The sequence below is a fragment of the Mycobacterium sp. shizuoka-1 genome (assembly GCF_002723835.1).
Taxonomy (GTDB): Bacteria; Actinomycetota; Actinomycetes; order Mycobacteriales; family Mycobacteriaceae; genus Mycobacterium.
In genome coordinates, this window is record NZ_BEWG01000105.1 from 1 (window position 1) to 26,338 (window position 26,338).

Genomic DNA, 26,338 nt, shown 5'->3' on the forward strand with positions numbered 1-26,338 from the left:
GGCGCGCCGGTGCCGGCCGCGCCTCCCGACGAGCAGCCGACCCCCTGACGTGACACCTCGGTACGACCGGCCCTGGCGGAGGCCGGGCGCCGTGGCGTATGCCCGCAACCGGATCCGCGCCTTCGTCCGTCCGCCGGTGACCGTCGTTTCCGCGCCGACCGACCTGATCAAGGACCACGACATCGCGGTACCGATGCGCGACGGTGTCACGTTGCGGGTCAACGTCTATCGTCCGCCCGGCGAGGGTCCGTTCCCGGTGATCCTGTCCGCCCATCCCTACGGCAAGGACAGATTGCCGCGCCGGACGCGTTCGGGGTGGCGGCTGAATTTTCAGTTCCGGATCATGAATCAGCCGCAACCCTTCCGGATTTCCAGCGAGACCGGGTGGGAGGCGCCCGACCCGGTGGCCTGGGTTGCGCGGGGCTACGTCGTCATCAACGCCGACACCCGCGGGGCGGGCACCTCCGAGGGCGTGGGTGCGCTGCTGTCCGACGAGGAGGCGCTCGACGTCTACGACCTGATCGAGTGGGCCGCAGCGCAACCCTGGTCCAACGGCCGGGTCGGGATGCTCGGGGTGTCGTATCTCGCGCTCTCGCAATACAAGGCGGCGGCGCTGCGGCCGCCGCATCTCGCCGCGATCTGCCCGTGGGAGGGGTTCACCGACGCCTACCGCGACTTCATGACGCCCGGCGGCATCCCCGAGCGGGGATTCTCGGTGATCTGGCAGGCCATGACCCGGCGGGTCGCCCGGCTCTCGGTCGACCTCGGCGCACAACGGCGGCGCCACCCGCTGCGTGATGCCTGGTGGGAATCGATCACCCCGGACCTGGCCCGCATCGAGGTACCGATCCTGGCCTGCGCCAGCTTCTCCGACCACAACCTGCACAGTCAGGGATCGTGGCGACTCGTCGAGCAGGCGGGTTCGGCCGAGTGCAGCGCCTACACCCACCGCGCCGGTAAGTGGGCGGCGTTCTACGGCGACGACGCCCAGCGCGTGCAGACCGCCTTCTTCGACCGGCACCTGCGCGGAGGCGACGCGGCGCCGCCACCGCGGGTCCGGCTGGAGGTGCGCGACCGTCGCGACGGGGTGGTGGCCGTGCGCGAGGAGCAGGAGTGGCCGCTGGCCCGGACCCGGTGGACGGCGCTGCACCTGAGCGATCACGGTGCGCTCGGCACCACCGAACCGACGGCGGCGACCACCGCGACGTTCCGGCTGCGCCGCCAGGCGGTGGCGTTTGCCCACCGCTTCGAGCGCGAAACCGAGATCACCGGCCCGATGAAGCTGAGCGTGCGGATCAGCCTGCACGGTGCCGACGACGCGCACCTGTTCGTCGGCGTGGAGAAGTGGAGTGGTGGCGAGTACGTACCGTTCGAGGGGTCGTACGGCTACGGCCGCGACCGGATCGCCGACGGCCGGCTGCGGCTGGCGCTGCGGGATTCACTGGTCAGCCCGTGCCCGGTGCGACCGGGCGAGGTCGTGGACGCCGACATCGAGCTCAGCGCGTCGGCGACGCTGTTCCGCGCCGGCGACGAACTGCGACTGCTCATCGCCGGCCGCTACCTCGAACCGTTCAATCCATTGTTCGGCCATCTGCCTGCGCGTTACGTGCCCAGCCGCCGGGGCAGCGCCGTCGTGCACTGCGGGCCGGGCGCCTCGGTGCTGACGATTCCTGTCATCCCCGGATGAGTTCGCCGCCGCCTCGGCGTTGAACACCATCAGGTAGCCACGACAACCCCTGGAGGTTCTTCATCATGCGAATCGCGGTAGCCGGCGCGACCGGCAACATCGGCGCCCGCACCGCCGCGGCCCTGGAACGCGACGGGCACGAGGCGGTCCGGATCAGCCGCTCGCTGGGCGTGGATCTGCTCAGTGGTGACGGGCTGGACGCGGCCTTGGAGGGCGTCGACGCGGTGGTCGACGCCATCAGCGTGGGGCCGATGGGCGTGGAGGAGGCCCGTGAGTATTTCGCAACGACGACAACAAACCTCCTCGAAAGTGAGCAACGGGCCGGCGTGCGCCATCACGTGCTGCTCTCGATCGTCGGCATGCATCGGCAGGACGCCAAGACCGCTCACCACGTGGGCAAACTCGAGCAGGAACGGCTGGTCGAGGCCGGTCCGCTGCCGTGGACGATCGTCCCGGCCACGCAGTTTCACGACTACGCAGCCATGGTTGCCGGCTGGACCGAGCAGGACGGCGTCGCGCTCATCCCACCACTGCTCGTGCAACCGATCGCACCGAACGACATCGCCGACGTGCTGGCCGAAATCGCGGTCGGGGCGCCCCAGGGCAGATACGTCGACGTCGCCGGACCCGACACTCAGGACCTGGTCGACATGGCGCGCCGGACGCATGCCGTGCATGGCAAGTCCGTGAAGCTGGTGCCGACGTGGGAGGGTCCGCAGGGTGTCGAGTTCGCCGGCAACGTCCTGCTTCCTGGCGACGATGCGCGGATCGCGCCGACGACGTTCGAACAGTGGCTGTCGGCCGGTGCCCGGTGACGTGATCGGGCGTCGTGCGACCAAAAGAGGCCCGTCCGCATCGGAGGGGCCTCTTCGGGAAGTTTGCTACGAATTCAGGCGGAGCGGCGAATTCCGCGCTTGAGCAACAACTCGCGCTCCGATTCGCTCAATCCGCCCCAGATGCCGTAAGGCTCACCGACGGCCAATGCATGCGAACGGCATTGGGTGATCACCGGGCAACTCCGGCACATTTCCTTGGCACGCATCTCGCGCTGCGCGCGGGCGCGTCCGCGCTCGCCGTCGGGATGGAAGAACATCGACGAATCGACACCGCGGCAAAGGCCTTGCATCTGCCAATCCCAGATGTCGGCGTTCGGGCCGGGTAGCTGTTGCGGCTGTGGCATTGGAAAACCCCTCTCTCCGCACATCTTTCGCATGCGTGAGTTGTGGAACCGATCCGAGCACTGTCGCCTGTGACTACTCGTGCCCCCAAAATTAGGGGTGCGTTGCAAACGGAGTCAATAGCCGCATCATGTGCGCAATCACATAATCGCAGCTCGAGAATTTACATCACGTTCATCATTGCGACCCACCGTCGCCGGCTGAGGTGCTATCCGGCAGGGCTCGACCGTGATGATTTCGTGATTTGCGCAGGACGGCACCGCGGCCGTCGTGGCCAGATTCCCGAACGCCCAATAGGTAGTAAACATGCCTGTAACACAGCGACCACGAACTGTTAACTGACGGGTTTCCCGCACCCGGTTGATAGCGTCCTGGATCAGATGAACCACACCGCACTGGCCGTCGCCGCGTTCGGCGACAACCCGGGCTGCTGGCCGCTGCCCGCCGCGCGCACGCCCGAGCAGCTCTGGCTGCGGGCGGTCGCCGCCGCCGGTCAGGGCCGCTACAGCAGCGCCCGCGCGGACCTCGCGACCCTGCGTCGTGAGCAGCCGGCCGGTGCCTTGGCGTCGTTGTCGCACAGCACCGAGGCATCGTTGCTGCGCCAACTCGGTGGCCACCGCCCGGCCGGCGGCTGGGACGGCCGGGCCCTGGCACTGGCGCGGACCGCGGGCGACGACCCGATGGCGCACGAAGCCGGTGTCGACGCCCTCGTCGGGCTGGCGGCCGACATGTTGGGCGTAGGCCGGCTCGCGGCCTCGGCCCGCTTACTCGGGCAGGCCGAGGAGATGATGCGCGACGCGGCGACGGCACCGCCGCGCCTGGCCATCCGGACGGCATGGGTGAGCGCCGAACTGGCGATGGCGGGCGGCCGCGGCGAGGACGCGGTGATCCATGCCCGCCGCGGGGTCGAACGAGCCCAGCAGTGCGAGCCTGCGCTGCGACGCCACCGGATCAAGAGTGACGTGGTGCTCGCCGCGGCGCTGTGCTGCGCCGGAGCCGTGGGCGACGCACGCGCGGTCGCCGACGCCGCGCTCGACGACACGCAGACCTACGGTCTGCTGCCGCTGCGTTGGGCACTCGCGTGTCTGCTCGCAGATATCGATAGCGCAACGCTTACGACACAGCAGGTCTCGGCGATCCGAGACGATTGTGCTGGCGTTATCACACGGCGCGGCGGGCGGTGGAGCCGCCGGTAACGCCCGATCGGCAGTTTCGGCCGATATTGTCTAGCTCAGTGCCTGCCGGGAAGCGTCCCGTTCGTAACGTTGGAGATATCGCCGTCGATGACAATTCCAGGAGATCGTCTCGACGCCGCCGTTGCTGAAGCTGTGGCCGGCAGCCGCGATGCCCTCCGGGAAGTTGTAGAGACCATCCGCCCCATCGTGGTCCGTTATGTCCGGGCTCGCCTGGGCGCCACGGAGCGGGTTGGCCTCTCTGCCGACGACGTCGCACAGGAGGTTTGCTTGGCCGCCATCCAGGCGCTGCCGCGCTACCAGGATCAGGGTCGCCCCTTCCTGGCCTTCGTGTACGGCATCGCTGCTCACAAGGTCGCCGACGCGCATCGCGCCGCGGGCCGCAACCGATCCGACCCCACCGATGTGGTGCCGGAACGGTACTCGCTGGAAGCGGGTCCCGAGCAGATGGCGCTGCAATCCGATTCCGCCGCCCGGATGAACAAGTTGTTGGCCGTCCTGCCCGAGAAACAGCGCGAGATCCTGATCCTGCGCATCGTCGTGGGGATGTCGGCCGAAGAGACCGCCGAGGCGGTCGGCAGCACGCCGGGAGCGGTGCGCGTCGCTCAGCACCGGGCGCTGGCCAAGCTCAAGGGCGAGATCACGGCGGGAGGTCACGGCTATGCCTGACTTCGGACGCAACTCCCGGGGCGACGACCCGTCGCTGGACGCCATCGTCAGCGCCGACCGCTTCATCGACGCCCTGGCCGCCGGTCATCCGCCGGCTCCCCAGGATCAGGGCGACGCCATGCTGGCCGAACTGCTCGGCGGATGGCGCGACGAGATGCGCTGGCCGCCGGCCACCGGACTGATCACCGAACGCGATGCCGTCACCGCCCTGCGCACCGGTCTCGCCGAGAAGCAGAGCAGCGGGCGCAGCCGGCGTGGCCTGAGCATCGTCGGTGCGGCCGCCGCCGGTGTGCTGATGTTCGGCGGCTTCGGTGCCGTCGTCTACGACGCCGGCCCCGGCGATGCGCTCTATGGGCTGCACACGATGTTGTTCGGCGAGCCCAAGCAGGTCCGCGAGGACCAGGTCACCCTCGCCTCCGCCGCCGAGCAGCTCAAACAGGTCCAGCAGCTGGTCGAGCAGGGTGACTGGCCCGCGGCCCAGGCCAAGCTCGTCGAGGTCAACAACCAGGTGGCCGGGGTCGCAGACGCGCCGCAGAAGCAGCAGGTGCTCGAGCAGTGGAACGAGTTGTCCGCGAAGGTGGTGCAGAAGGATCCGGAGGCCACCGTGCCGCCGGGCATCACCTACACGGTTCCGCCGTCGGCCACCGAGCTCGTCCCCGCGGTGATCACCCCGACCAGCGGGCCTGAAGCGCCGCCGACCAGCGTCCCCGACCAATCGTCGATCACGCTGTCCACGACGCCGGACGGCACCGGCACCGTCGGCCCGAGCACGTCGGACACCCCGACCACGTCGGTGGAGCAGACCGAGCCGACCACCACGTCGGCGCCACCGGCCACCACGACGACGTCGGCGCCACCGGTCACCACGACGACGTCGGCGCCACCGACGACCACGACGACCACACTGCCGACCACGACGACGACCACCACGGTTGCCCCGACGACGACGACCACTACGACGACGAGCTTGTCCGGCGGCGCAAGCGCCACGTCGTCCGTGGCGGTCCAGTCGCCGGCCGCTACGACGACGAGCCCGCCCGCCGCGGCGGAGTCGCCGTCGGCGGCGTCCACCCAGTCATCCGTGCAACAGTCGGCGGCTCCCACGTTCGATTCGACCCCGAGCTTCACCGAACCGCGGACGATCGCCACGATCCCGTCGACGGTGGTTCAGGCGCCGAAGACCCAGGCGCCGGCTGTGATTACCACCACGATGATGATGCCGATGCCGCAGTTGCCGAAGCTGCCGAGTCTCGGTGGCGGCGGTAGCGGCGAGAACTGAGCGTCAGCGCGACGTCAGCGGAAGCCGTCGTAGTCCGACGTGGCCTCGTTGAGTGAGGCGTCGGCATAGCCGCGGCAGTAATCCCACGTGACGTAGGCGTCCGGCTCGGGATCGTAAGCCGGCTCGTGCGGACGTACCGTGCCGTCGACCAACAGCTGAAGAAGGTTGGCGCGCAACATATCCCAGTCGTGATAGTGGTCCTGCTGGCACTCGTCGCAACACACCACGAGACCGCGGATGCCCCGATGGGCCAGCAGCGCCTCGTAGACCGCCAGGTCGGCCAGATCGGCCTCGACCGCGGCGCGCTCCTGCGGATCCAACGGCTGCCCGGGCTCCAGCGCATCCAACGCGGCCGACGGGTCGGCGGGATCGTCGGCGAACGGATCGGGTGGCAGGCCTGGTGGAAGGTGGTCGCGCACGACACCACACTACGCAGCGCGGCGGGTATCGCGCCAGGGAACGCAGCGGCGAGCCGATAGGATGGTGTCCTCTTTCCGCCAGCTGATGGGGGCTCCCGATGACCATTGCCGAAGGCAGCGCCGGCCGCATCGACGGCCTGACCGCGCATCTGAATGGCCTGCTCGGGGATTCGGTTCCCACCGGCGGAGACGACCCCAACAAAATCGCGATGCTGGGCCTGACGTTCGACGACGTGCTGCTGCTGCCGGCTGCCTCCGACGTGGTGCCGGCCGCCGCCGACACCTCCAGCCAGCTGACCAAGAAGATCCGGCTCAAGGTGCCGCTGGTCAGCTCCGCGATGGACACCGTGACCGAGGCCAGGATGGCCATCGCGATGGCCCGCCAGGGCGGCATGGGAGTGCTGCACCGCAACCTGTCGATCGCCGAACAGGCCGGTCAGGTCGAGATGGTGAAGCGCTCCGAGGCCGGGATGGTGACCGACCCGGTGACCTGCTCGCCGGAGAACACCCTGGCCGAGGTCGACGCGATGTGCGCCCGGTTCCGGATCTCGGGCCTGCCGGTGGTCGACGCCCAAGGCTCGCTGGTCGGCATCATCACCAACCGCGACATGCGCTTCGAAGTCGACATGAACAAGCCGGTCGCCGAGGTGATGACCAAATCGCCGCTGATCACCGCCCAGGAGGGGGTCACCGCGGACGCCGCGCTGGGCCTGTTGCGGCGCAACAAGATCGAAAAGCTGCCGATCGTCGACGGCCACGGCCGGCTGACCGGGCTGATCACCGTCAAGGACTTCGTCAAGACCGAGCAGCACCCGCTGGCCACCAAGGACAGCGACGGCCGACTGCTGGTCGGCGCGGCCGTCGGAGTCGGCGACGACGCGTGGGAACGCGCCATGGCCCTGGCCGACGCCGGCGTGGACGTGCTGATCGTCGACACCGCCCACGCCCACAACCGCCGGGTGCTCGACACCGTCGGCAAGCTCAAGGCCGAGGTCGGTGACCGGGTCGAGGTGATCGGCGGCAACGTCGCCACCCGCAGCGCGGCCGCCGCGCTGGTCGAGGCCGGTGCCGACGCCGTCAAGGTCGGGGTCGGGCCCGGCTCGATCTGCACCACCCGGGTGGTGGCCGGCGTGGGCGCACCGCAGATCACCGCGATCCTGGAAGCCACCGCGGCATGCGCGCCGGCCGGTGTTCCGGTGATCGCCGACGGTGGTCTGCAGTACTCCGGCGACATCGCCAAGGCGCTGGCCGCCGGCGCGTCGACCGCCATGCTCGGCTCGCTGCTGGCCGGTACCGCCGAGGCGCCCGGCGAGCTGATCTTCGTCAACGGCAAGCAGTTCAAGAGCTACCGCGGCATGGGCTCGCTGGGTGCCATGCAGGGGCGCGGCTCGGCGAAGTCCTACTCCAAGGACCGCTACTTCCAGGACGACGTGCTCTCCGAGGACAAACTGGTGCCCGAGGGCATCGAGGGCCGGGTGCCCTTCCGCGGACCGCTGGCCACCGTGATCCATCAGCTCACCGGTGGTCTACGCGCGGCGATGGGCTACACCGGTGCGTCCACGGTCGAGGCGCTGCAGCGCGCGCAGTTCGTCCGGATCACCGCCGCGGGTCTCAAGGAGAGCCACCCGCACGACATCGCCATGACTGTCGAAGCCCCCAACTACTACGCCCGCTAGGGGTACAGAAGTGCGCGACATGGTTGAAATCGGCATGGGCAGAACTGCCCGCCGCACCTACGAACTCGACGACATCAACATCGTCCCGTCCCGGCGGACCCGGTCGTCGAAGGACGTCTCGACCGCCTGGCAGCTGGATGCCTACCGGTTCGAGATCCCGGTCGTCGCCCACCCGACCGATGCCCTGGTGTCACCGGAGTTCGCCATCGAGCTGGGCCGCCTCGGCGGGCTGGGGGTGCTCAACGGCGAGGGCCTGATCGGCAGGCACCCCGACGTGCAGGCCAAGATCACCGAGCTCATCGAGGTCGCCGCCAAGGAACCCGAGCCGACGGCCGCGATCCGGCTGCTCCAGCAGCTGCACGCCGCGCCGCTGGATCCCGAACTGCTGGGCGCGGCGGTGGCGCGCATCCGCGACGCCGGGGTCACCACCGCGGTGCGGGTGAGCCCGCAGAACGCCCAGCTGCTGACGCCGGCGCTGGTGGCCGCCGGCGTCGACCTGCTGGTCATCCAGGGCACCATCATCTCCGCCGAGCGGGTCGCTTCAGACGGTGAACCGCTCAATCTCAAGACCTTCATCTCCGAGCTGGACATTCCGGTGGTCGCAGGCGGGGTGCTCGATCACCGCACCGCGCTGCACCTGATGCGGACCGGTGCAGCCGGCGTGATCGTCGGCTACGGCTCCACCCTGGGGGTGACCACCAGCGACGAGGTGCTGGGCATCAGTGTGCCGATGGCCACCGCGATCGCCGACGCGGCCGCGGCTCGACGGGAGTACCTGGACGAGACCGGCGGGCGCTATGTACACGTGTTGGCCGACGGCGACATCCACACCTCCGGTGACCTGGCCAAGGCGATCGCCTGCGGTGCCGACGCGGTCGTGTTGGGCACCCCGCTCGCCGAGTCCGCCGAGGCAATGGGCGACGGCTGGTTTTGGCCGGTGGCCGCCGCCCACCCGTCGCTGCCGCGCGGCGCCCTGCTGCAGATCGCGGCCGGGGAGCGACCGTCGCTGGACCGTGTCCTCAACGGTCCGTCCGATGACCCGTTCGGCTCGCTCAATCTCGTTGGCGGCCTGCGTCGGTCGATGGCCAAGGCCGGCTATTGCGACCTCAAGGAGTTCCAGAAGGTGGGCCTGACCGTCGGCAGCTGACCCTCGGAGGTCGCCGCGACTCGCGGTTACCGGGCCGCCGATCCGGCCCGATGCGCCCCGACGGTGGGGGAGAACAGGTATCGGTGCATGCGCGCCAGGGGAGCCGGCGCCCACCAGTTCAGCCGCCCGAGGACATGCATGAAGGCGGGCACCAGCAGCATGCGCACCACGGTCGCGTCGGCCAGGACGGCGATCGTCAGCCCGACGGCGAACATCCGCATGAACGACACCCCGGCGAATATCAGTGCCGCAAACGAGATCGTCATCAGCAGTGCGGCGGCGGTGACCACCCGCCCGGTGCTCTCGATGCCCAGCGCGATGCTCTCGTCGTTGTCGGCGTTCGTCTGGGGTGAGGCCAGCCAGTACTCGCGGATCCGTGACAGCAGGAACACCTCGTAGTCCATCGACAATCCGAACGCGATGCAAAACATCAGCACCGGGATGTTGACCGCCAGCGTGCCCGTCGGTGTCGTGCCTGCCGCCCACAGGTGCCCCTCCTGGAAGATCCAGACGAGCGCGCCGAACGCCGCCGTGAGCGACAGGATGTTCAGCAGCACGGCCTTCACCGGCAGGACGACGCTGCCGGTGAGCGCGAACAGCAGGATCAGGGTCACCACCGCGATGAACCCGAGCACCAGCGGGAGCCGAGACGTGATGCCTTGTACGCCATCGCGATTCGTCTGTGCTGCGCCGGTGAACATCGCGGCGGCATCGCCCGGCGGCGCGACCGCGTGCAACCGGTCCAGCTGGGTCTCGGACGCCTGCGTATACAACGGCGCGGTGGTTTCGACAGTCAGGAAGGCGGCTTGGTCGGTGCGGCCGGCCGGCGCCGACGGGGGCCCGCGGCGGACACCGCCGACGAAGGTGCCCGTCGGCGCCGAGACGGCGGTCACGTCGGGCACACCCGACAGCTGGGCGGCGTAGCTTTCCAGGTCGCGATCGGTCATCCCGGCGGTGTCGGGCAGCACGATCTTGACCGCCGTCGTCGAATTCATCGCGAAATCGGCGCGGATTCGGTCGTTGACGGCGCGGGCCGAGGAGGACGTGGGCAACACCCGGTCGTCGGGGTTGCCCCACTTGACCCCGAGGAACGGCGCCCCGAGCACCAGCAAGGCCGCGGTGATCACCAGCCCGAGCGGAATGGCATGGCGCATCACGAATTTCGCCATCCGGTACCACCCGGAGTGCCCGGCCGCCGACCGCGGCGCCGGTTCGGGGCGGCCGAACATCCTGCGCAGCGGGCGCCGGACGTCCAGGGCGTCGAGGCGTTCGCCGGCCAGCATGATCGCGGCCGGGGTCACCGCCACCGCCGCGAGTGCGGCGAACGCGACCACCGCCACCCCCGCGTAGGCGAACGATTTCAAGAAGTACATCGGGAACAGCGCCATCCCGACCAACGCGAGGGCCACGGTCATCGCCGAGAACAGCACAGTTCGGCCTGCGGTGGTCATGGTGCGCAGCAGGGCCTGCTCGCGGGAACTGCCGTCGGCCAGTTCTTCGCGGTAGCGGCTGATGATCAGCAGGGTGTAATCGACCGCCAGGGCGAACCCCAGGGCCACCGCGACGTTGAGCGCGAAGATCGACACGTCGGTGACGAAGGTCATCGCCCGCAGCACGGCCAGTGAGCCCAGGATGGCGAACCCACCCACCGCCACCGGCAGCGCGGCCGCGACCAGACCGCCGAACACCCAGATCAGCGCGAGGAAGCTCAGCGGGATCGCGACGGCTTCCATGCGGATCAGGTCTTTCTCGGTTTGCCGGCCGATCTCCGAATACACCAGGGCGGACCCGCCCGCCTGCACCCGGACCTCGCCGGTACTGCCGGGCAGCTGGTCGGCCAGGGTCTGGGCGCGTTTCGGCGCGGTGTTCTCGTCGCCTTTGATCGCGGCGACGATCATGGCCGATTTCCCGTCGGCGGTCAGCGTGCCGGGCACCGGTTGACCCCCAAACGGGGAGATGACCTGGGACACGAACGGTGATGCCGCGAGTTCGCCGGTGATCTCGGTGCCGACGGCCTTGGCCGCACCGGTCACGGCGCCGGTCTGGGAATCGAGCACGACGACCAGCTCCATGTCGCCCTGGCCGAACGTGTTGGTGAGCATCGCGGACGCGCGCGCGGACTCCGAACCGGGGTCGAGGAATCCGCCCGCGGACAGGCTGGCGGGGGCGGGGATTCCGAAGATCGCGGTGCCGATCAGCAGGAGCAAGGCGCCCGCAAGGATCCGTCGCGGCGCGGCGACGGATGCCCTGGCAATGCCCGCTAACATCTACCGCCCTCGGGGATCGGGGCCGATGCAGCTCGGATTCCGGCGATCGTCAACCCGCAGAACCGTTAACATAGTTAGCTATCCCTCGAGTCGAAACCATGGCCAATCCGCCTGCCGGCCATACTCTTCACCAAGTTATATTCACTTGCTTAACTATTCAACGGCTTAATCAAATCCAGATTCGCAGGTAGGGTGGACGGCACCGGCGACCAGGGAAACGAGGTGGTGAGTGACATGGCGTTGCTCGAACACCGCAAACGTCGGCACATCGAGGTCTGCCTGGACGGTGACGTCACCTATCGGGGTGTCACGACGGGTCTGGAACGCTACCGGCTGCCCTACAACGCCCTCACCCAGACCAGCCTGGACGGGGTCGATCTGTCGACGGAGTTTCTGGGGGTCCCGCTGCGGGCGCCCGTGCTCGTCGGTGCCATGACCGGGGGCGCCGAGCTCTCCGGGGTGATCAACCGTCATCTGGCCACCGCGGCCCAGCAGCTCGGCATCGGCATGATGCTCGGGTCGCAGCGGGTGATGTTCGCCAGCACCGGCGGCGAGCGCGCGGCGAAGAGTTTTGCGGTTCGCGACGTGGCCCCCGACGTACTGCTGATCGGCAACGTCGGACTGGCCCAGCTGAGCCGGGCGGCGGTCCCCGACATCTGCGGCGCACTCGACAGGGTCGGCGCAAACGCTCTCGCCGTGCACACCAATCCGCTCCAAGAGGCGATGCAGGGCACCGGCGAGACCGACTGCACCGGGTCGCTCGAGCGGCTTCACGAGGTGGTGCCGATGATCGACCGTCCGGTGCTGCTGAAGGAAGTGGGGCACGGCATCGGCGCGAATGCGGTCGCCGAACTGCTGCGCCGCACAGGCGAGCCGGCGGTGGCGGCGATCGACGTCGCGGGCGCGGGCGGCACTTCCTGGTCGCGCGTCGAACAGCTGGTCCGCTACGGCGAATTGCGCTACCCGCAGCTGGCGGACTGGGGCATCCCCACCGCCCAAGCGCTGGTGGAGGTGCGTTCGGCGCTGCCGCGTCTGCCGCTGGTGGCCTCCGGGGGAATCCGAACCGGTTCCGATGCGGCCAAGGCTCTGGCCTTGGGCGCCGACGTGGTGGCGATCGCCCGGCCACTGCTGGCCCCCGCGATCGAGTCCGCCGCCGCGGTCACCCGGTGGCTGGAGAACTTCATCGACGAACTTCGAGTATGCCTACACTGCTGCGGCGCAAGCGATCTGGCGGCGCTCCGCGTTCTCGGTGCGGTTCCCGTCAGCTAGGCGACACCATGGCAGTGATTTTGGCCTACAGTTCACCGGGCCTTGGGCACGTCTACCCTCTGGCATCGCTTCTGGTGGAGGTGGCTCGGCGCGGCCACGAGGTGCATCTGCGGACCATGGCCGACGAAGTCACCGCGATGCGCGCGGCGGGCCTGCATGCCGAGCCGGTCGATGCCCGTATCGAGGCGATCGACGGGCAGGACTGGTTGGCGCGCAACGCGTTGGGCGTGTTGCGGCGATCGACCGACGTGATCTGCCGCCGCGCGGTCATCGAGGTGGACGACTACCGCGCGGCGGTCGAGCAGGTACGCCCCGACGCGGTGATCGTGGACGCGAACTGCTGGGGTGCGATCTCGGCCGCGGAGACTACAGATGTTGCCTGGTCGGTATTTTCACCGTTCACCCCGTATCTGCGCTCGCGGCATGCGCCACCGTTCGGGCCGGGTCTGCGGCCGCTGCCGGGCGCCCTGGGTGCCGTTCGTGACGCGGTCATGCGACCGGTGGTCGGGTTGCTCTTCGACCGCCCGGTCCTACCCAGAATCAACGCGATTCGCTCCAGGTTGGCGGTGCCGCCGGTCGACTCCGTGGACGGCCTGATGCGGCGGGCGCCGTTGCTGCTGGCCGTCGGCGGTGAGCCGTTCGAGTATCCGCACCCCGATTGGCCGGACACCGTGCACTTCCTCGGAGCCTGTGTCTTCGACCAGAACCCGGCACCCGTCCCGCAGTGGCTGGCCGGGATCGACAGCCCGATCGTCCTGGTCTCGACTTCCTCGATCGCCCAGGGCGACGAGCAACTCGGCCACATCGCCCTGCAGGCTCTGGCCGACCAGCCGGTCCACGTCGTCGCCAGCTTCCCGGCGGGCATTCCCGCGGGACTGCCCCGCACACCCAACTCCACCGTGTGCCGCTACGTCTCCCATGACCTGGTCCTGCAGCGCGCGGTCTGCGTGGTGACCCACGGCGGCATGGGAACGACGGTCAAAGCACTCGATCGCGGCGTGCCGGTCTGCGTGGTGCCGTTCGCGCGGGATCAGGCCGAGGTGGCCCGCCGGGTGCAGATGGCCGGCTGCGGGACTCGGTTGACGCGCAGGAGACTCACCCCGCGCCGACTGCGGAACGCGGTGCTGCAGGCGGCCACCATGACCGAGGGGGCGCGACGGGTAGCCGACGGCTTCGCCGCGACCGGCGGCGTGCGGCACGGCGCGGACGTGATCGAGCAGCAGCTGCTCTCAGCGGGTGCGCGAGGTGGAACGGGCTTTTCCCCGCGTCCGTCGCGGGGCGTCGGCGGCGTGTCCGACGTGTGCTGATCCGGGCGAATCGCCGTCACCGAGATCGTCTTCGAACATCGTCATGGCCTCGATCATCGCGGTGAACACCCGGTGCGCTGCGACCAGCTCGGTGTCGTCGAGATCGGCCAGCGCCGTGCTGATCCGGGCTCCGAGGGGTCTGAAGAAGTCATGGGCCAGCGCCATCCCGCGATCTTCGTAGCGCAGCAGCCACTTGCGGCGATCGTTCGGGTCGGGCTCCCGACGAATGTGGCCGGACTCGATCATCCGGTCGACGAGGTAGGTGATCGCCGGGGGAGAGAGATCCATCCGCTGCCGAAGCTGCGCCGGAGTCAGCGGCACGCCGGCCGTCTCGGCGACCATGATGTGCAGGAGGGCGTGAAAGTCGCTGTTGTTGACGTCATTCGCCCGGGCAAAGTAGCGGCCTACGCGGTCGGATCGTGCGGTCATCGCGCGGACGTCAGCTGAAAGCTGTCGTTCCAACTCGGCCCGCTGCGGCGCTGTGTCACCCGTGGGGCGCTCGTCGCTCACCTACCCGCATCTTTCATCAGGTCCTCAAGGGTACGGCGTCGAGGGCCGGAATGGTCGCATCGGCCGCTCGGCAGCCTCGTCACCGGCGCCGATGGACTGCCAGCGCCACCCACGACACCGCGGCCGATGCGAAGGCCAGTGCCTGGGCGACGCGGGTCTGCCGGGCCGGGAACAGGACGCCTTCGACGTAGCGGCCGATGAATCCGGTTTCGCCGAGCGGCTCGAGTCCCGCCGAGATGCGGGCGCGCTGTTCGAGTGCGGTCAGCGGGCAAGGCACGTCCGCGGCCACCACGGCCACACCCCAGCACACCGCAGGCAGGTGCAGCCAGAAGGTCCGCCGCCAGCGCAGCGCCATGAAACCGCCGCTCGGCAGGTAGATCAGAAAGCCGAAATGCGCGACGACAGAGGCGATGACGATGGCCAGATGGACTTTCTTCATGACCGGATAAGGCTATCCCGATCCGCGTTGCCGCAGCTGATATCTGCGTTCGGCGTACTCCAGGTCGTCGCGCCAGAGTCGGTGGCCGGCGTGCCGGACCAGCGGCTTGACCACCGGTGCCAGCGCGCGCGCCGCCCGGAACCCCGGGCGCGGCGACTGTGCGACCACCGCCTCGAGCACCGCCACGTTCGGCCCCCCTTTCGGCCCGGGCCCGAGCGGGGTGGCGTGCGTCTCGACGACACTGCCCACCCCCTCGCCCTCGACGATGCGCATCACGATGGTGCGGGCGTCCGGGCAGGTGAACTCGGCGATCGTGGGCACACCCAGCCCCCCGACCCGGAAGGTCACCGACACCACGAAGCGGTCGTCGTCTTCGGTTGGCGTGCTGAGCACGTCGAGCAGTGCGAACGAGTGCGGATGGAACCAGGCGCCGTGCCATGGGTCCAGGCGGTTGGCGATGATGTCGCTGGGTTCGCACGCGCCGACGACGCGGGTGACCGCGGCCAGGGTGGCGCCCTCGGGGCGGCTGGGAACCACCGGACGATCCAGCGGCGTCTCGCCGCCGACCGAATCCAGGCGGACCCAGGCCAGCACACCGTCGTCGTGGCCGGGCAGCCGACGCCATCTCAGAGCACACCCCGCGGCGGTCATCGCCAGCCCGTGCCAGGGGCAGAACAAGGTGCCGTCAGACACCGTGCCGGTCGCCAGATCCGCGCCGAGGTGGGGACATCCGGCCGGCCCGACGATGAGCTCGGAGTCAGCGCCGCGCCACGCCACCAGTTCGACCCCGGCGACCCGCGTCCCGAACGGCCGGTCACCGCGAACCTCGTCGCTGGCCGCGAACGCGAACCAGTTTCCCGTCGGTCGGTGAAGGGCGCGGTCCAGCGCCGCGTTGATGATCGCCGGCTGTGCCTCGGCGTACAGCGGTCGCTGCTGTGTCCAGGCGACGCGCGGAACCATCTGCAGCGGCCACTGTTTGGGCCACCGTCGGCGTAGTTGATCTGCGAGGGTCATCGAGTCCTGGTCTCCTCGCGCAAAGCCAGCGAGCGCAGCAGTGCCGACCTGCCGCGGGTGGGGACGGTGTACAGGTCGTGCCCGGTGAGTCCCCAGCGCGCCAGCACGTGGTTGGCCGCCAGCCAGCCGGTGGTGGCGGCCCGTTCCATCAGAGCGACCGGCAGGTCCACCCGAATGCCGTCGCCGGCCAACACCAAACCGGGTTGCGGGGTGAGGATTTGGGGGCGGCGGGTGTAGGTCCCCGGGGTGAACAGCGGGCAGTCGTTTCGCTCCAGCACCCGCTCGTGGACGACCGTCGCCGATGCGGTCTCCGGGTAGAGCTTGTGCAGCTGGCGCAGGGCCTCGTGGCTCGGTGTCGCGCCGTTGAGCGCATAGGAATGCAATTCGACGACCGAGCCGTGGTGACGGCGGGCCCACGCGGCGGCCTGGCTTTCGTAGCGGTCCAGCACGCTGATGTTGTCCAGCGGCTCATGGCCCGACGTGCCGAGGAAGGCCGGCCGGTCGGCGCCGACCGGCCGGTCCAGCCACAGCCGGTGTACGGCGAACGGCGGAGCGTTGCGGAGTTGTCGAATCTGCTCGTGCCATACCGTGTTTCCCAACCTCGGGGACTGGGCGGCAATGGCCTGCAGGCCGGCGACGTCGGTGGCCAGCACGACGGCGTCGGCGTCAATGGCATCCCCGGCATCGGTATGCACGCGGAAGCCCGCGCCGACGGCGTCGATGCAGCGAACCGCGGTGTTCATCGCGAACCGCACGCCGCGATGACTCAGGTAGTCCCGCAACGGATTCCACAGGCTCGCATCGAAGTTGTCGTTCGCGACGTCGAAGATGAGCCCTTCGCTGGAGCCCAGGAAGTAGATGTGGAACATCGTTGCCAGTTCGCCGGCGGACAGCTGTGACGGCTCGGCAAAGAAGCTGCGGGAGAACACCTCGAACGCGAGATGACGCGCCGATTCCGGGAAATTGATGTTCTTCAGGAAGGTTTCGGCATCGACGTGATCGAGCTGATGGTAGGTCTCGGGTACCGATACCGTGGCCAGCGGCGCGGCGGCGCGGGCATCCATCCGAACCATGTCGCGCAGCCGGAACGTCGGGCTGCGCAACGCGAACATCAGCGCGTTCCACGGTGGCGTCCTGGGCAGCCCGCGGAAGGTGTCGCGCCGGCCCGCCCCGTCGATCAACGGGTAGTCCTCGACCGGTGTCAGCATCCGCAGCTCGGGGTCGACGCGCCGCAGCAGGGCGCGCAGGTTGTAGTACTGGCGGAAGAATGCGTGGAATCCGCGGTTCATCGCGTAGTCGGCACCGTCGTGGTGTTCGGTCCAGCCGCCGACCCGCCCGCCGAGGTGGTCCTGCTTCTCCACGACGTCGACGATGACGCCGCGTTCGGCCAGCGCCGTCGCGGCGGTCAGGCCGGCGATACCTGCTCCGACGATCACTGCCCGGGGCTGGGTGGCCAGGGCATCGGCGTCGGCCAATCCCTGCGGTCCGGGATGGCGCTCGCGGCGGCGGTCAGTCATGCGGCACCGGGGCCCTGGCGTTCGGGCCGGTTGCCCGGCGGCGTTCCCGGGTCGGCCCGCCGGGCCCGCCAGGATCGGACGAGCGCGCCACCCGCGACCTGCACCCTGCGCGCGGTGCCCACGGTGGCCCGGTGGCTGAACACCGCGAAATCGGATGCTTCGATCCGGTCCAGGATCTCCGAGTAGAGGGTCAGCGCCGTCTCGACGCACGGGCGGGACCGCGGGGCCAGGGTGTCGATGCCCTCGGCGGCGAACCGGTAGATCTTCCGGGTCGTCTCGTGCTGGTCCACCAGTGCGTTGCGCACCCGCGGGTCGGTGCGGCGATTGTCGTGGCACCAAGCCAACAGCTCCCGGTCCACGCCGTGGGCGGCCAGTTCGTCGGCGGGCAGATACACCCGATTACGCACCAGGTCCTCGTTGACGTCACGCAGAAAGTTGGTCAACTGGAAGGCCTGGCCCAGCGCGGTCGCGTACGGCTCGGCCTCGGCCGGGTCGCCGGCCGTCCCCAGCACCGGAAGCATCTGCAGGCCAATCACTTCCGCCGACCCGCGCATGTAGTGGTTGAGTGCGGCGCGGTTCGGATAGTCGGTGACGCTGAGGTCCATGCGCATCGACCGCAGGAAGTCCTCGAACAGGTCGCCGGCAATGCGGTAGCGGGCGATGGTGTGGTCCACGGCGATCAGGACCGGCTCGTCGTGACGCCCCGCCCCGGCGAAGAACTGCTCGGAGAACTGTTGCAGTCGTTCGCCGCGCATTCCGGCGTCCAGGTCTGGGTTGAGTTCGTCGAGGATGTCGTCCGCGTAGCGGGCGAAGGCGTAGAGCGCGTGAACGGCGGGACGCTGATCGGGGGCCAGCAGCCGGGTGGCCAGGAAGTACGTCCGCCCGTTCTTAGCCGCGATGCGACGGCAGCGCCGGTATGCCGCGCGCAGCCGGGGATCCTCGATTCCGGCGGCCGACAGTTCGGTGTGGATCATCAGCTCCGGGCCTTCGTGTCGAGGTATGTCGTCGACCGGGACGCAGTGCCGGTGATCCGGTCGGCGGCCAGTCGCCCGGAGATCAGGGTGGTCGGTACGCCGACACCGGGGGTGGTCGACGACCCGGCCAGCACTGCGTTCTCGATCCCGCGGACCAGGTTGGCCGGCCGAAATGGCCCGGTTTGGGCGAAGTTGTGCGCGAGCGCGAACGGCGTGCCGTCGATCATTCCCTGTCGGGCCCACTCGACGGGGGTGTCCAGATGCAGCAGTTCGACGTCGTCACCCAGGTTCGGAAGCAGCCGCCGCTCGACGGTGTCGAGCATGGACTGCGCGTACGGTGCGGCGACGTCGGCCCAGTCGACGCCGCCGTGGGACAGGTTCGGCGCCGGCGCCAGCACGTAGAGCAGGTCGCGGTCCCGGGGCGCGAGGCTGGGGTCGCTGGCAGTCGGGCAGGTCACCAGCAGCGACGGGTCCCGCATGAGGCGGCCGTCGCGGATGATGTCGGTGAACGTCTCCTCCCACGCGTCGCCGAACAGAATGGTGTGGTGCGAGCGAGACGCACCGTCTTCGGTGCGCGCCCGGCAGCCGACGTGCGCCACCACCGCCGAGGGTGCCGTCCGCAGCCGCAATGCCCGCTTGGGCCGGCGGCCCAGCAATCGGTAGGTCAGCGGCAGTTCCGTCGTCAAAACGACCGCGTCGCATCCGATGCGCTCACCGTTGTCGGTGATGACGGCGCTGACCCGGTCCGACGTGCGCTCCAGCTCGGTGACGGTGCAGGAGTACCGGAACTCCACGCCCGCGGTCTTGGCCGCCGCGGCCAAGCCGTCGGTGAGTGCGCGGACTCCGCCCCTCGGGAAGTACACCCCGGCGACGGTGTCCATGTAGGCGATCACCGCGTACACGGCGAGCGCCTGTTGCGGAGCCACGCCGGCGTACAGCGACTGGAAGGTGAAAACCCGTCGCAGTCTCGGGTCGGCGATGTGCTTCTTGACCATCGTCTCCCATTTGCGGAATCCGCCCAGCGCGGTCAGCCGGGCCAGCTGGGGGGCCAGCATCGACAGTGGGGAGTCGAAGTTGGACGAGATGAAACCGTCGAACTCGGTCCGATACAGCTTGTCGAGCCACTCCCGCAGTGCGAGGTAGCCGGCGGCATCTCGTGGACCGGCGAAGTCGCGCACCGCGGTGGCCATCCGGTCGGCGTCGGTATGGACGTCGATGCCGGCGTCATCGGCGAACTTCGCGTGGTAGGCCGGTTCGACCGGAAGCAGTTCCACTCGCAATGACGTGTTTTCACCGACTGCGGCGAACGCCTCGTCGATGAGGTCGGGCATGGTGATCACCGTGGGGCCGGTGTCGACCAGGTATCCGCCGACGTCGTGCCGGCCCGCTCGCCCGCCGGGCCACGGCTCGCGCTCGACGACTGTGACCTCTCGGCCGCGTCCGGCCAAATGCAGCGCAGCGGACAGACCGGCGAAGCCTGCACCGACGACGATCACCCGGTCGGTCGGCCCCGAGACAGTTCGCATCAGACCCACACCCCCTTGCTCACGCGGCCCGGCTCGTGCAGACACTGGCCATGTCCAGCAGGGCCGCCCTTATCGATCCGTCGATGCGACTGTCGTCCAGCGCGTCCTGCGCGGTCTGGACCCGCTCGGCGATCAGGTCTTCGATCCGTTGCACCGCGCCGGTGGCAACGATCAGGTTGCGCCAGCGCTCCAGGTCGGCTTCGTCGAGATGCGCGCTGTCGATCAGTTCGCCGAATTGCGCGCGGGTGGCCGGGTCGGCCATGTGGTGGGCGGTCACCATCACGGCGGTGGCCTTGCGTTCGAGCAGGTCCCCGCCGTTGGGTTTGCCGGTAGCCGTGGGCGCCCCGAAGATCCCGAGGATGTCGTCGCGGAGTTGGAACGCCTCGCCGACCGCGACGCCATAGTCGCCGAGCCGGGTCAGGGTGTGCTCATCGCAGCCGGCCATCGCCGCGCCGATTTCCAGTGGCCGCCGCACGGTGTAGTTTCCGGATTTCATCCTCGCCACCCGTAGCACCGAGTCCAGCGTGGGGGACTTGCGGATGTCGAGGGCGAGGTCGGCGAACTGCCCGGTGGCCAGCTCGGTGCGCATGGCGTCGTAGCGGGGCCACGCGCGCTCGAGCTGCTCGGACCTCAGGCCGCTTTCCCGGAGGACGCGCTCGGCCCAGATCAGACACAGATCGGCCAGCAGGACGGCGGCCGATTCGCCGAAGCGCTGCGACGATCCGGCCAGGCCGCGCTTGCCGTGCCAGTCGGCGAGCTGGATGTGGGCCGAGGGTCGACCGCGACGGGACGGGGAATTGTCCATGACGTCGTCCTGCAGCAGGGCAAATGCATGGATGAGTTCCAGACTTCCGGTCGCTGTCAACGCAGCGTCGTCGGGTGGGGCTGCGCACAGCCAACCCAGATACATGAAGGTCGACCGCAGGCACTTGCCGCCGTTCACGAACTCCAGCAGCGTCTCGCCGGCGGCGTCGACACCGCAGTCACCGAGGGTGTCGGTGCAGCGGGCCGCGATGAACTCGGTCACCTGCGCCAGGATCGTCTTGCGTAAATCCGTTCGCCAGGAGTCGAATTGGCCGACCTCGGGTAGGCCCAGCAGGCTCATCGATGCGGACTCGGCCACCGTGACCTGTGCACATTCGGCCACATTCCCCACCAATGCTCCCTCGCGCTGACGGCTTGGAGTCGGCTCGCGATGGTCCTCATTCACCGCTTCGTAACCCTTCGCCGAGAGACTGGCCGCAGGCCCAGAACTGGAGCATCTGAGCGCGGCGTCTCATTCACTTATTTAACCATTAACTTAATGAATCAATCGCGTGTGCGCCAGTGTAGCGGCAGACTTAGGCGTCCCTCGCTAGCTTGTTACCTGCCGGTAAGTTCATACTGGTTCGATGGAGCCGGATTTCGACGTGCTGATCATCGGTTCGGGTTTTGGCGGCAGCGTGAGCGCGCTGCGGCTCACCGAAAAGGGCTATCGAGTTGGCGTCCTGGAAGCCGGCAGGCGCTATGCCGACCACGAATTCGCCAAGACGTCCTGGCGGTTGCGGGAGTTTCTGTGGGCGCCGCGGCTCGGCTGTTACGGCATCCAGCGCATCCACCTGTTGCGCAACGTGATGATCCTGGCCGGCGCCGGGGTCGGCGGCGGTTCGCTGAACTACGCCAACACCTTGTACGTACCGCCGGACCCGTTCTTCAACGATCCGCAGTGGAAGGACATCACCGACTGGCGCGCCGAACTGATGCCGCACTACGACCAGGCCCAGCGGATGCTCGGCGTGGTCAAGAACCCGACCTTCACCGACGCCGACCGGATCATGAAGGAGGTCGCCGACGAGATGGGGGTGGGGGACACCTTCACACCCACGCCGGTCGGAGTGTTCTTCGGCGTGGGCGGTGAGAAGACACCGGGCAAGACCGTGCCCGATCCGTACTTCGGCGGGGTGGGCCCCGCCCGCACCGGCTGTATCGAGTGCGGCGAGTGCATGACGGGTTGCCGGCACGGCGCCAAGAACACGCTCGTGAAGAACTACCTTGGGCTGGCTGAACGTGCTGGGGCACAGGTCTTTCCGATGACCACGGTGAGCGGATTCGCGCAGCGGCCCGACGGGGTGTGGGAGATCGACACGGTGCGCACCGGCCGGTGGGCCCGCAAGGGCCGCAGGACGTTCACCGCCCGCCAGCTGGTTCTGGCGGCGGGCACCTGGGGCACCCAGAACCTGCTGTTCGCGATGCGCGACAGCGGGAGGCTGCCCAAGTTGTCGGACAAACTCGGGGTCCTGACCAGGACCAACTCGGAGTCCATCGTGGGCGCCGGGCGGCTGGAGGCGCGAGACGACCTGGACCTCACCCACGGCGTGGCCATCACGTCGTCCATCCACCCGAGTCCCGACACGCACGTCGAGCCGTGCCGCTACGGCAAAGGCTCCAACGCGATGGGTCTGCTGCAGACGCTGATGACGGACGGCCCGGGACCGGAGGGCTCCGACGTGCCGCGCTGGAAGCAGCTGTTCCTCAACGCGGGTGAGGATCCGAAGGGGATGCTGCGGATGCTCAGTCCGCGGCGATGGAGCGAGCGGACGATGATCTCGCTGGTCATGCAGCATCTGGACAACTCGATCACCACCTACACCAAACGCGGTGTGCTCGGCAGGCGGCGGATGACCAGCAAGCAGGGTCATGGCGAGCCCAATCCGACCTGGATCCCGGTGGGCAACAAGGTGACCCGGCGGATCGCCGAGAAGATCGACGGGGTGGCCGGCGGCACCTGGGGTGAGTTGTTCAACATCCCGCTGACCGCGCACTTCCTCGGTGGCGCGGCGATCGCCGACAGCCCGCAGCGCGGAGTCATCGACCCCTACCAGCGGGTGTACGGCTATCCGACCCTGCACGTGATGGATGGCGCGGCGATCTCGGCCAACCTCGGTGTGAACCCGTCGCTGTCGATCACCGCCCAGGCCGAGCGGGCAACCGCGTTGTGGCCGAACTCCGGTGAGGACGACCAGCGCCCGGCCCAGGGGCAGCCCTACCGGCGGTTGGCCCCGATCGAACCCAAGAATCCGGTCGTGCCTGTCGATGCGCCGGGCGGTCTCCGTCACCTGCCTATCGAGCCGATCAACACGGGGAGTTAGCACTCGGTCCGCTGGATGTGGCGCTGCGGCGCTCGTCCGGGGGGCTGTTGGGGTGGGGGAAGCAGAGCCACCCGGGTCCGCACGGCCACCGTCGTGGGTTCGCGTGTGTTCAGCGTCAGCTGGTCACCGGAATGCCGGATGGCCAGGGTGCCGTTGGGTCCGTCGCGCAGCGTGTAAGTGACCGACTGGTGGTCGATCTCGGCGGCCAACCGGTAGTTGCGCCAGTGCACTCCGAACTTCAGCCGTGAAATTCCTTCGGGTAGTTGCGGATCCAGCGAAAGAATGTGTTCGTCGTCGCGCAGTCCGCCGAAACCGGCGACCAGCGCCGTCCACGTTCCGGCCAGCGACGCCATGTGCAGGCCGTCGCGGGTGTTGTGGTGCAGGTCGCGCAGGTCGATCAGGGCCGCTTCCGCGGTGTAGGCGTGCGCCAGTTCAAGATGGCCGACCTCGGCGCACATGACGGCCTGGGTGCAGGCCGACAGCGACGAGTCCCGCACTGTGCGCCGCTCGTAATAGTCGACGTTGCGCGCCTTTTCGTCGTCGGTGAACGCGTGACTGTGCCACTGCATCGCCAGCACCAGATCGGGCTGCTTGATCACTTGGGCGGGGTAGAGCCGGACATACGGCTGGTGCAAGAGCATCGGATAGCCGGTGTCCTCGGTGAAGTCCCACTCCCGCAGCCGGGTGAACCCCTCCGACTGCTGGTGGACGCCCAGCCCCTCGTCGAAGGGGATCGCCACGCTCTCGGCGGCGTCGCGCCAGGCTGCGGTCTCTTCGGTGTCGACTCCCAGCGCTTCGGCGACCTCGGCGTTGCGTGTGCACGCGTCGGCGGCGGCGCGCAGGTTGTGGGCGGCCATCAGGTTGGTGAACACGTTGTCGCGGACCACCGCGGTGTACTCGTCGGGGCCGGTGACACCGTCCAGATGCCACACGCCGTCGCGATCGTGATGGCCCAGCGACTTCCACAGCCGTGCGGTCTCCACGAGAACCGCGAGCCCGCAATCGGATTCCAGCGAATGATCGCCGGTCACCGTGCGATACCGCTCGAACGCCATCGTGATGTCGGCGTTGACGTGCCAGGCGGCGGTGCCGGCCGGCCAGTAGGCCGAACACTCCTCGCCGTGGATGGTCCGCCACGGGAACGCCGCCCCCCGCAGGTCGAGCTGCTCGGCGCGTCTCTTGGCCATCCCGAGGATCGACGCGCGCCATCGCAGCGCGTCGGCGGCCGCGCCGGGTTTGGTGTAGGTGAGCACCGGAAGCACGAAACCCTCGGTGTCCCAGAACGCGTGACCGTCATAGCCGGGTCCGGTGAGGCCCTTGCCCGCAATCGCCCGGCGCTCGGCCCGGGCGCTGGCCTGCAGTACGTGAAACATGCCGAACCGCACCGCCTGCTGGCAATCCGGATCGCCGTCGACCTCGACGTCCGCGCAATCCCAGTACTCGTCGAGATAGTCCCGCTGCGTCTGCAGCAGACCCTCCCACCCGGTGTAGCGCGCGCCCGCGACCGCGCCGGCCACCTGGTCGTGCAGCGCGGGGCGAGACCGCAGGCTGGACCAGCCGTACGCCAGGAACTTCACGATGCGCAGCCGCTGGCCGGGCCGCAACCCGCAGATCACCGTGGTGCGGGCGAGGTTCTCCGAGGCCATCGTGTCGATTTCCACCCGGCCGGGCACCTCGACCAGGTGATCCATCGCGGCGGCCATCATGAGCTTGCTGGCCCGGGTCCGGTGCACCAGCAGCGAGCCGTCATCGGTGGCTTCGTGGTGGATCGGCTCCAAGGGGCGCTTGAGCACCGCCGAGACCCGGGGGTCGTCGGAGTGCTCCCGTTGGTCCTCGTTGGCGACGAGTTCGGATTGCACGGTGATCCGGGTGAATTCGTCGACCGCCTCGACCACGTATTCGATCGCGGCCACCGAGCGCTGCACCAACGAGACCAGTCGGGTCGAGACGAGGTGGATCTTCTTGCCCGCCGGCGAGCGCCAGCGCACTCGGCGGGTCAGGGTACCGGCCCGGAGGTCGAGAATCCGCTCGTGCTCGTCGAGATCGCCGTAGCGGACGTCGAACGGTTCGTCGTCGACCAGCAGCCGCATGATCTTGCCGTTGGTCACGTCGACAATGGTCTGGCCGTCCTCGGGATAGCCGAACCCGGACTCGGCGTAGGGCAGTGGGCGGGTTTCGTAGAACGAGTTCAGGTAGGTGCCGGGGATTCCGAAGGGCTCGCCTTCGTCGAGGTTGCCGCGTAATCCGATGTGTCCGTTGGACAATGCGAACAGCGACTCCGATTGGGCGAGTTGATCCAGATGCAGGTGGGTCTCGCGGACCTGCCAGGGCTCGATCGGGAAGGCGTCGCCGTCGATCACCGCGGCCCCAGGAGCTGGTCGAGGTCGGTGACGACGACGTCGGCGCCGTGTCGCGCAAGCGCGTCGCCTTGCCCCACCCGGTCCACTCCGACGACGAACCCGAATTTGCCTGCGCGGCCTGCTGCCACGCCGGCGAGGGCGTCCTCGAACACCGCCGCGTGGGCGGGCGCGGTGTCGAGCAGTTGGGCGCCGCGCAGGAACGAATCGGGTGCGGGCTTACCGCGCAGGTGTTCGTCGCGAATGGTGATGCCGTCCACCCGGTGCGTCACCAGGGCGTCCAGCCCGGTGATCTCCAGAACCTGGCGGGTGTTGGCGCTGGAGGACACCACCGCTGCCGGCAGGCCGGCCTCTCGCACGGCGGTCAGGTATCGCCGCGACCCGTCGAAGACGTCGACCCCGTCCCGGGCCAGCAGCTGTTGGAAGAGCTCGTTCTTGCGGTTACCCAGGCCGTAGACGGTGTCGCTGGTGGGCGGGTCGGCAGGACTGCCGTCGGGCAGGTCGATGTGCCGGCCGGCCAGAAACGAGCGGACGCCGTCCTCGCGCTTCTTGCCGTCGATGTAGGAGCGGTAATCGTCGTGGGGGTCGAACGGCACGAACGCGGCGCCGGTCTGTTCGGCCCGCTGCCGGAGGTACTCGTCGAACATCGTCTTCCAGGCCCGGGTGTGCACCGTGGCGGTGTCGGTGAGCACGCCGTCGAGGTCGAACAGGCAGGCGTGCACCTCGTCGGGTAATCCGAGCATGCTCGACCTCCTCGTGGGAACCGGTGTGCTCTCCATTCC

22 protein-coding genes are annotated in these 26,338 nt (G+C 68.9%); 10 read left to right on the forward strand and 12 right to left on the reverse strand.

Going from position 1 to position 26,338, the window contains the following annotated elements; all coding sequences use genetic code 11:
• The first annotated feature begins 49 nt into the window (after positions 1 to 49).
• Positions 50 to 1,687, forward strand: a complete 1,638-nt coding sequence (locus tag MSZK_RS26485) for a CocE/NonD family hydrolase (RefSeq protein ID WP_199203506.1) — start codon at positions 50 to 52, stop codon at positions 1,685 to 1,687.
• Between the two features lie 65 nt (positions 1,688 to 1,752).
• Positions 1,753 to 2,502, forward strand: coding sequence for an SDR family oxidoreductase (locus MSZK_RS26490; RefSeq protein ID WP_099251518.1), 750 nt, complete (start codon positions 1,753 to 1,755; stop codon positions 2,500 to 2,502).
• Positions 2,503 to 2,576: 74 nt separating this feature from the next.
• On the opposite strand, the gene MSZK_RS26495 is transcribed toward MSZK_RS26490, so the two are convergent.
• A complete protein-coding gene (locus tag MSZK_RS26495) occupies positions 2,577 to 2,867 on the reverse strand; it encodes a WhiB family transcriptional regulator (RefSeq protein WP_043406099.1) in 291 nt (96 codons plus the stop codon).
• A 378-nt stretch (positions 2,868 to 3,245) separates the two neighbouring features.
• Between MSZK_RS26495 and MSZK_RS26500 the strand changes: the two genes are divergently transcribed.
• The 3 genes from MSZK_RS26500 to MSZK_RS26510 all read left to right on the forward strand — a co-directional run bounded on the left by MSZK_RS26500 (position 3,246) and on the right by MSZK_RS26510 (position 6,006).
• Complete coding sequence (locus MSZK_RS26500) at positions 3,246 to 4,061, forward strand: hypothetical protein (protein ID WP_099251519.1); 816 nt, start codon at positions 3,246 to 3,248, stop codon at positions 4,059 to 4,061.
• Between the two features lie 87 nt (positions 4,062 to 4,148).
• Positions 4,149 to 4,727, forward strand: coding sequence for a sigma-70 family RNA polymerase sigma factor (locus MSZK_RS26505; RefSeq protein ID WP_099251520.1), 579 nt, complete (start codon positions 4,149 to 4,151; stop codon positions 4,725 to 4,727).
• Entirely contained in the window at positions 4,720 to 6,006 is a 1,287-nt protein-coding gene (locus MSZK_RS26510; protein ID WP_099251521.1) for an anti-sigma-D factor RsdA, read from the forward strand. The genes MSZK_RS26505 and MSZK_RS26510 overlap by 8 nt, the downstream gene beginning before the upstream one ends.
• A 14-nt stretch (positions 6,007 to 6,020) precedes the next feature.
• On the opposite strand, the gene MSZK_RS26515 is transcribed toward MSZK_RS26510, so the two are convergent.
• Positions 6,021 to 6,425, reverse strand: coding sequence for a DUF5319 domain-containing protein (locus tag MSZK_RS26515; protein ID WP_036340680.1), 405 nt, complete (start codon positions 6,423 to 6,425; stop codon positions 6,021 to 6,023).
• 98 nt (positions 6,426 to 6,523) lie between these two features.
• Between MSZK_RS26515 and guaB the strand changes: the two genes are divergently transcribed.
• Positions 6,524 to 8,101, forward strand: a complete 1,578-nt coding sequence (gene guaB / locus MSZK_RS26520) for an IMP dehydrogenase (protein WP_199203507.1) — start codon at positions 6,524 to 6,526, stop codon at positions 8,099 to 8,101.
• Positions 8,102 to 8,120: 19 nt separating this feature from the next.
• Complete coding sequence (locus MSZK_RS26525) at positions 8,121 to 9,248, forward strand: GuaB3 family IMP dehydrogenase-related protein (RefSeq protein WP_099251545.1); 1,128 nt, start codon at positions 8,121 to 8,123, stop codon at positions 9,246 to 9,248.
• Between the two features lie 26 nt (positions 9,249 to 9,274).
• Here MSZK_RS26525 and MSZK_RS26530 read toward each other — a convergent pair whose 3' ends face one another.
• The gene (locus MSZK_RS26530) at positions 9,275 to 11,515 is read right to left on the reverse strand and encodes an MMPL family transporter (protein WP_099251522.1); all 2,241 of its coding nucleotides are present in this window, start codon (positions 11,513 to 11,515) and stop codon (positions 9,275 to 9,277) included.
• 234 nt (positions 11,516 to 11,749) lie between these two features.
• Here MSZK_RS26530 and fni point away from each other — a divergent pair, with 234 nt between their 5' ends.
• Both fni and MSZK_RS26540 read left to right on the forward strand, forming a co-directional pair.
• The gene (gene fni / locus MSZK_RS26535) at positions 11,750 to 12,784 is read left to right on the forward strand and encodes a type 2 isopentenyl-diphosphate Delta-isomerase (RefSeq protein ID WP_099251546.1); all 1,035 of its coding nucleotides are present in this window, start codon (positions 11,750 to 11,752) and stop codon (positions 12,782 to 12,784) included.
• Between the two features lie 8 nt (positions 12,785 to 12,792).
• Positions 12,793 to 14,091 carry a glycosyltransferase gene (locus MSZK_RS26540; RefSeq protein ID WP_099251523.1) on the forward strand — a complete coding sequence of 433 codons (1,299 nt, stop codon included), beginning with the start codon at positions 12,793 to 12,795 and terminating at the stop codon, positions 14,089 to 14,091.
• On the opposite strand, the gene MSZK_RS26545 is transcribed toward MSZK_RS26540, so the two are convergent.
• From MSZK_RS26545 to MSZK_RS26575, 7 genes are all read right to left on the reverse strand, one after another.
• Positions 14,014 to 14,520: a MarR family winged helix-turn-helix transcriptional regulator gene (locus MSZK_RS26545; protein ID WP_099251524.1), complete on the reverse strand. Its 507-nt coding sequence runs from the start codon at positions 14,518 to 14,520 to the stop codon at positions 14,014 to 14,016. The two genes, MSZK_RS26540 and MSZK_RS26545, sit on opposite strands and share 78 nt — an antisense overlap.
• Positions 14,521 to 14,680: 160 nt before the next feature.
• Positions 14,681 to 15,040, reverse strand: coding sequence for a DUF2784 domain-containing protein (locus MSZK_RS26550; RefSeq protein WP_099251525.1), 360 nt, complete (start codon positions 15,038 to 15,040; stop codon positions 14,681 to 14,683).
• Between the two features lie 12 nt (positions 15,041 to 15,052).
• Complete coding sequence (locus MSZK_RS26555; RefSeq protein WP_099251526.1) at positions 15,053 to 16,054, reverse strand: DUF5914 domain-containing protein; 1,002 nt, start codon at positions 16,052 to 16,054, stop codon at positions 15,053 to 15,055.
• Positions 16,051 to 17,571 carry an FAD-dependent oxidoreductase gene (locus MSZK_RS26560; protein WP_099251527.1) on the reverse strand — a complete coding sequence of 507 codons (1,521 nt, stop codon included), beginning with the start codon at positions 17,569 to 17,571 and terminating at the stop codon, positions 16,051 to 16,053. Before MSZK_RS26560 ends, MSZK_RS26555 begins: the two co-directional genes overlap by 4 nt.
• Entirely contained in the window at positions 17,568 to 18,545 is a 978-nt protein-coding gene (locus tag MSZK_RS26565) for a phytoene/squalene synthase family protein (protein WP_099251528.1), read from the reverse strand. Before MSZK_RS26565 ends, MSZK_RS26560 begins: the two co-directional genes overlap by 4 nt.
• Positions 18,545 to 20,071, reverse strand: a complete 1,527-nt coding sequence (crtI, locus tag MSZK_RS26570) for a phytoene desaturase family protein (protein WP_099251547.1) — start codon at positions 20,069 to 20,071, stop codon at positions 18,545 to 18,547. Before crtI ends, MSZK_RS26565 begins: the two co-directional genes overlap by 1 nt.
• A 19-nt stretch (positions 20,072 to 20,090) precedes the next feature.
• The gene (locus MSZK_RS26575; protein WP_099251548.1) at positions 20,091 to 21,176 is read right to left on the reverse strand and encodes a polyprenyl synthetase family protein; all 1,086 of its coding nucleotides are present in this window, start codon (positions 21,174 to 21,176) and stop codon (positions 20,091 to 20,093) included.
• Between the two features lie 286 nt (positions 21,177 to 21,462).
• On the opposite strand from MSZK_RS26575, the gene MSZK_RS26580 reads away from it, so the two are divergent.
• Positions 21,463 to 23,199, forward strand: a complete 1,737-nt coding sequence (locus tag MSZK_RS26580) for a GMC family oxidoreductase (protein WP_099251529.1) — start codon at positions 21,463 to 21,465, stop codon at positions 23,197 to 23,199.
• On the opposite strand, the gene MSZK_RS26585 is transcribed toward MSZK_RS26580, so the two are convergent.
• Both MSZK_RS26585 and MSZK_RS26590 read right to left on the reverse strand, forming a co-directional pair.
• Entirely contained in the window at positions 23,196 to 25,559 is a 2,364-nt protein-coding gene (locus MSZK_RS26585; RefSeq protein WP_099251530.1) for a glycoside hydrolase family 65 protein, read from the reverse strand. The genes MSZK_RS26580 and MSZK_RS26585 overlap by 4 nt on opposite strands.
• On the reverse strand, positions 25,556 to 26,299 hold the full coding sequence (locus MSZK_RS26590) for a beta-phosphoglucomutase family hydrolase (protein ID WP_099251531.1): 744 nt from the start codon (positions 26,297 to 26,299) through the stop codon (positions 25,556 to 25,558). The genes MSZK_RS26585 and MSZK_RS26590 overlap by 4 nt, the downstream gene beginning before the upstream one ends.
• Positions 26,300 to 26,338 lie beyond the last annotated feature (39 nt).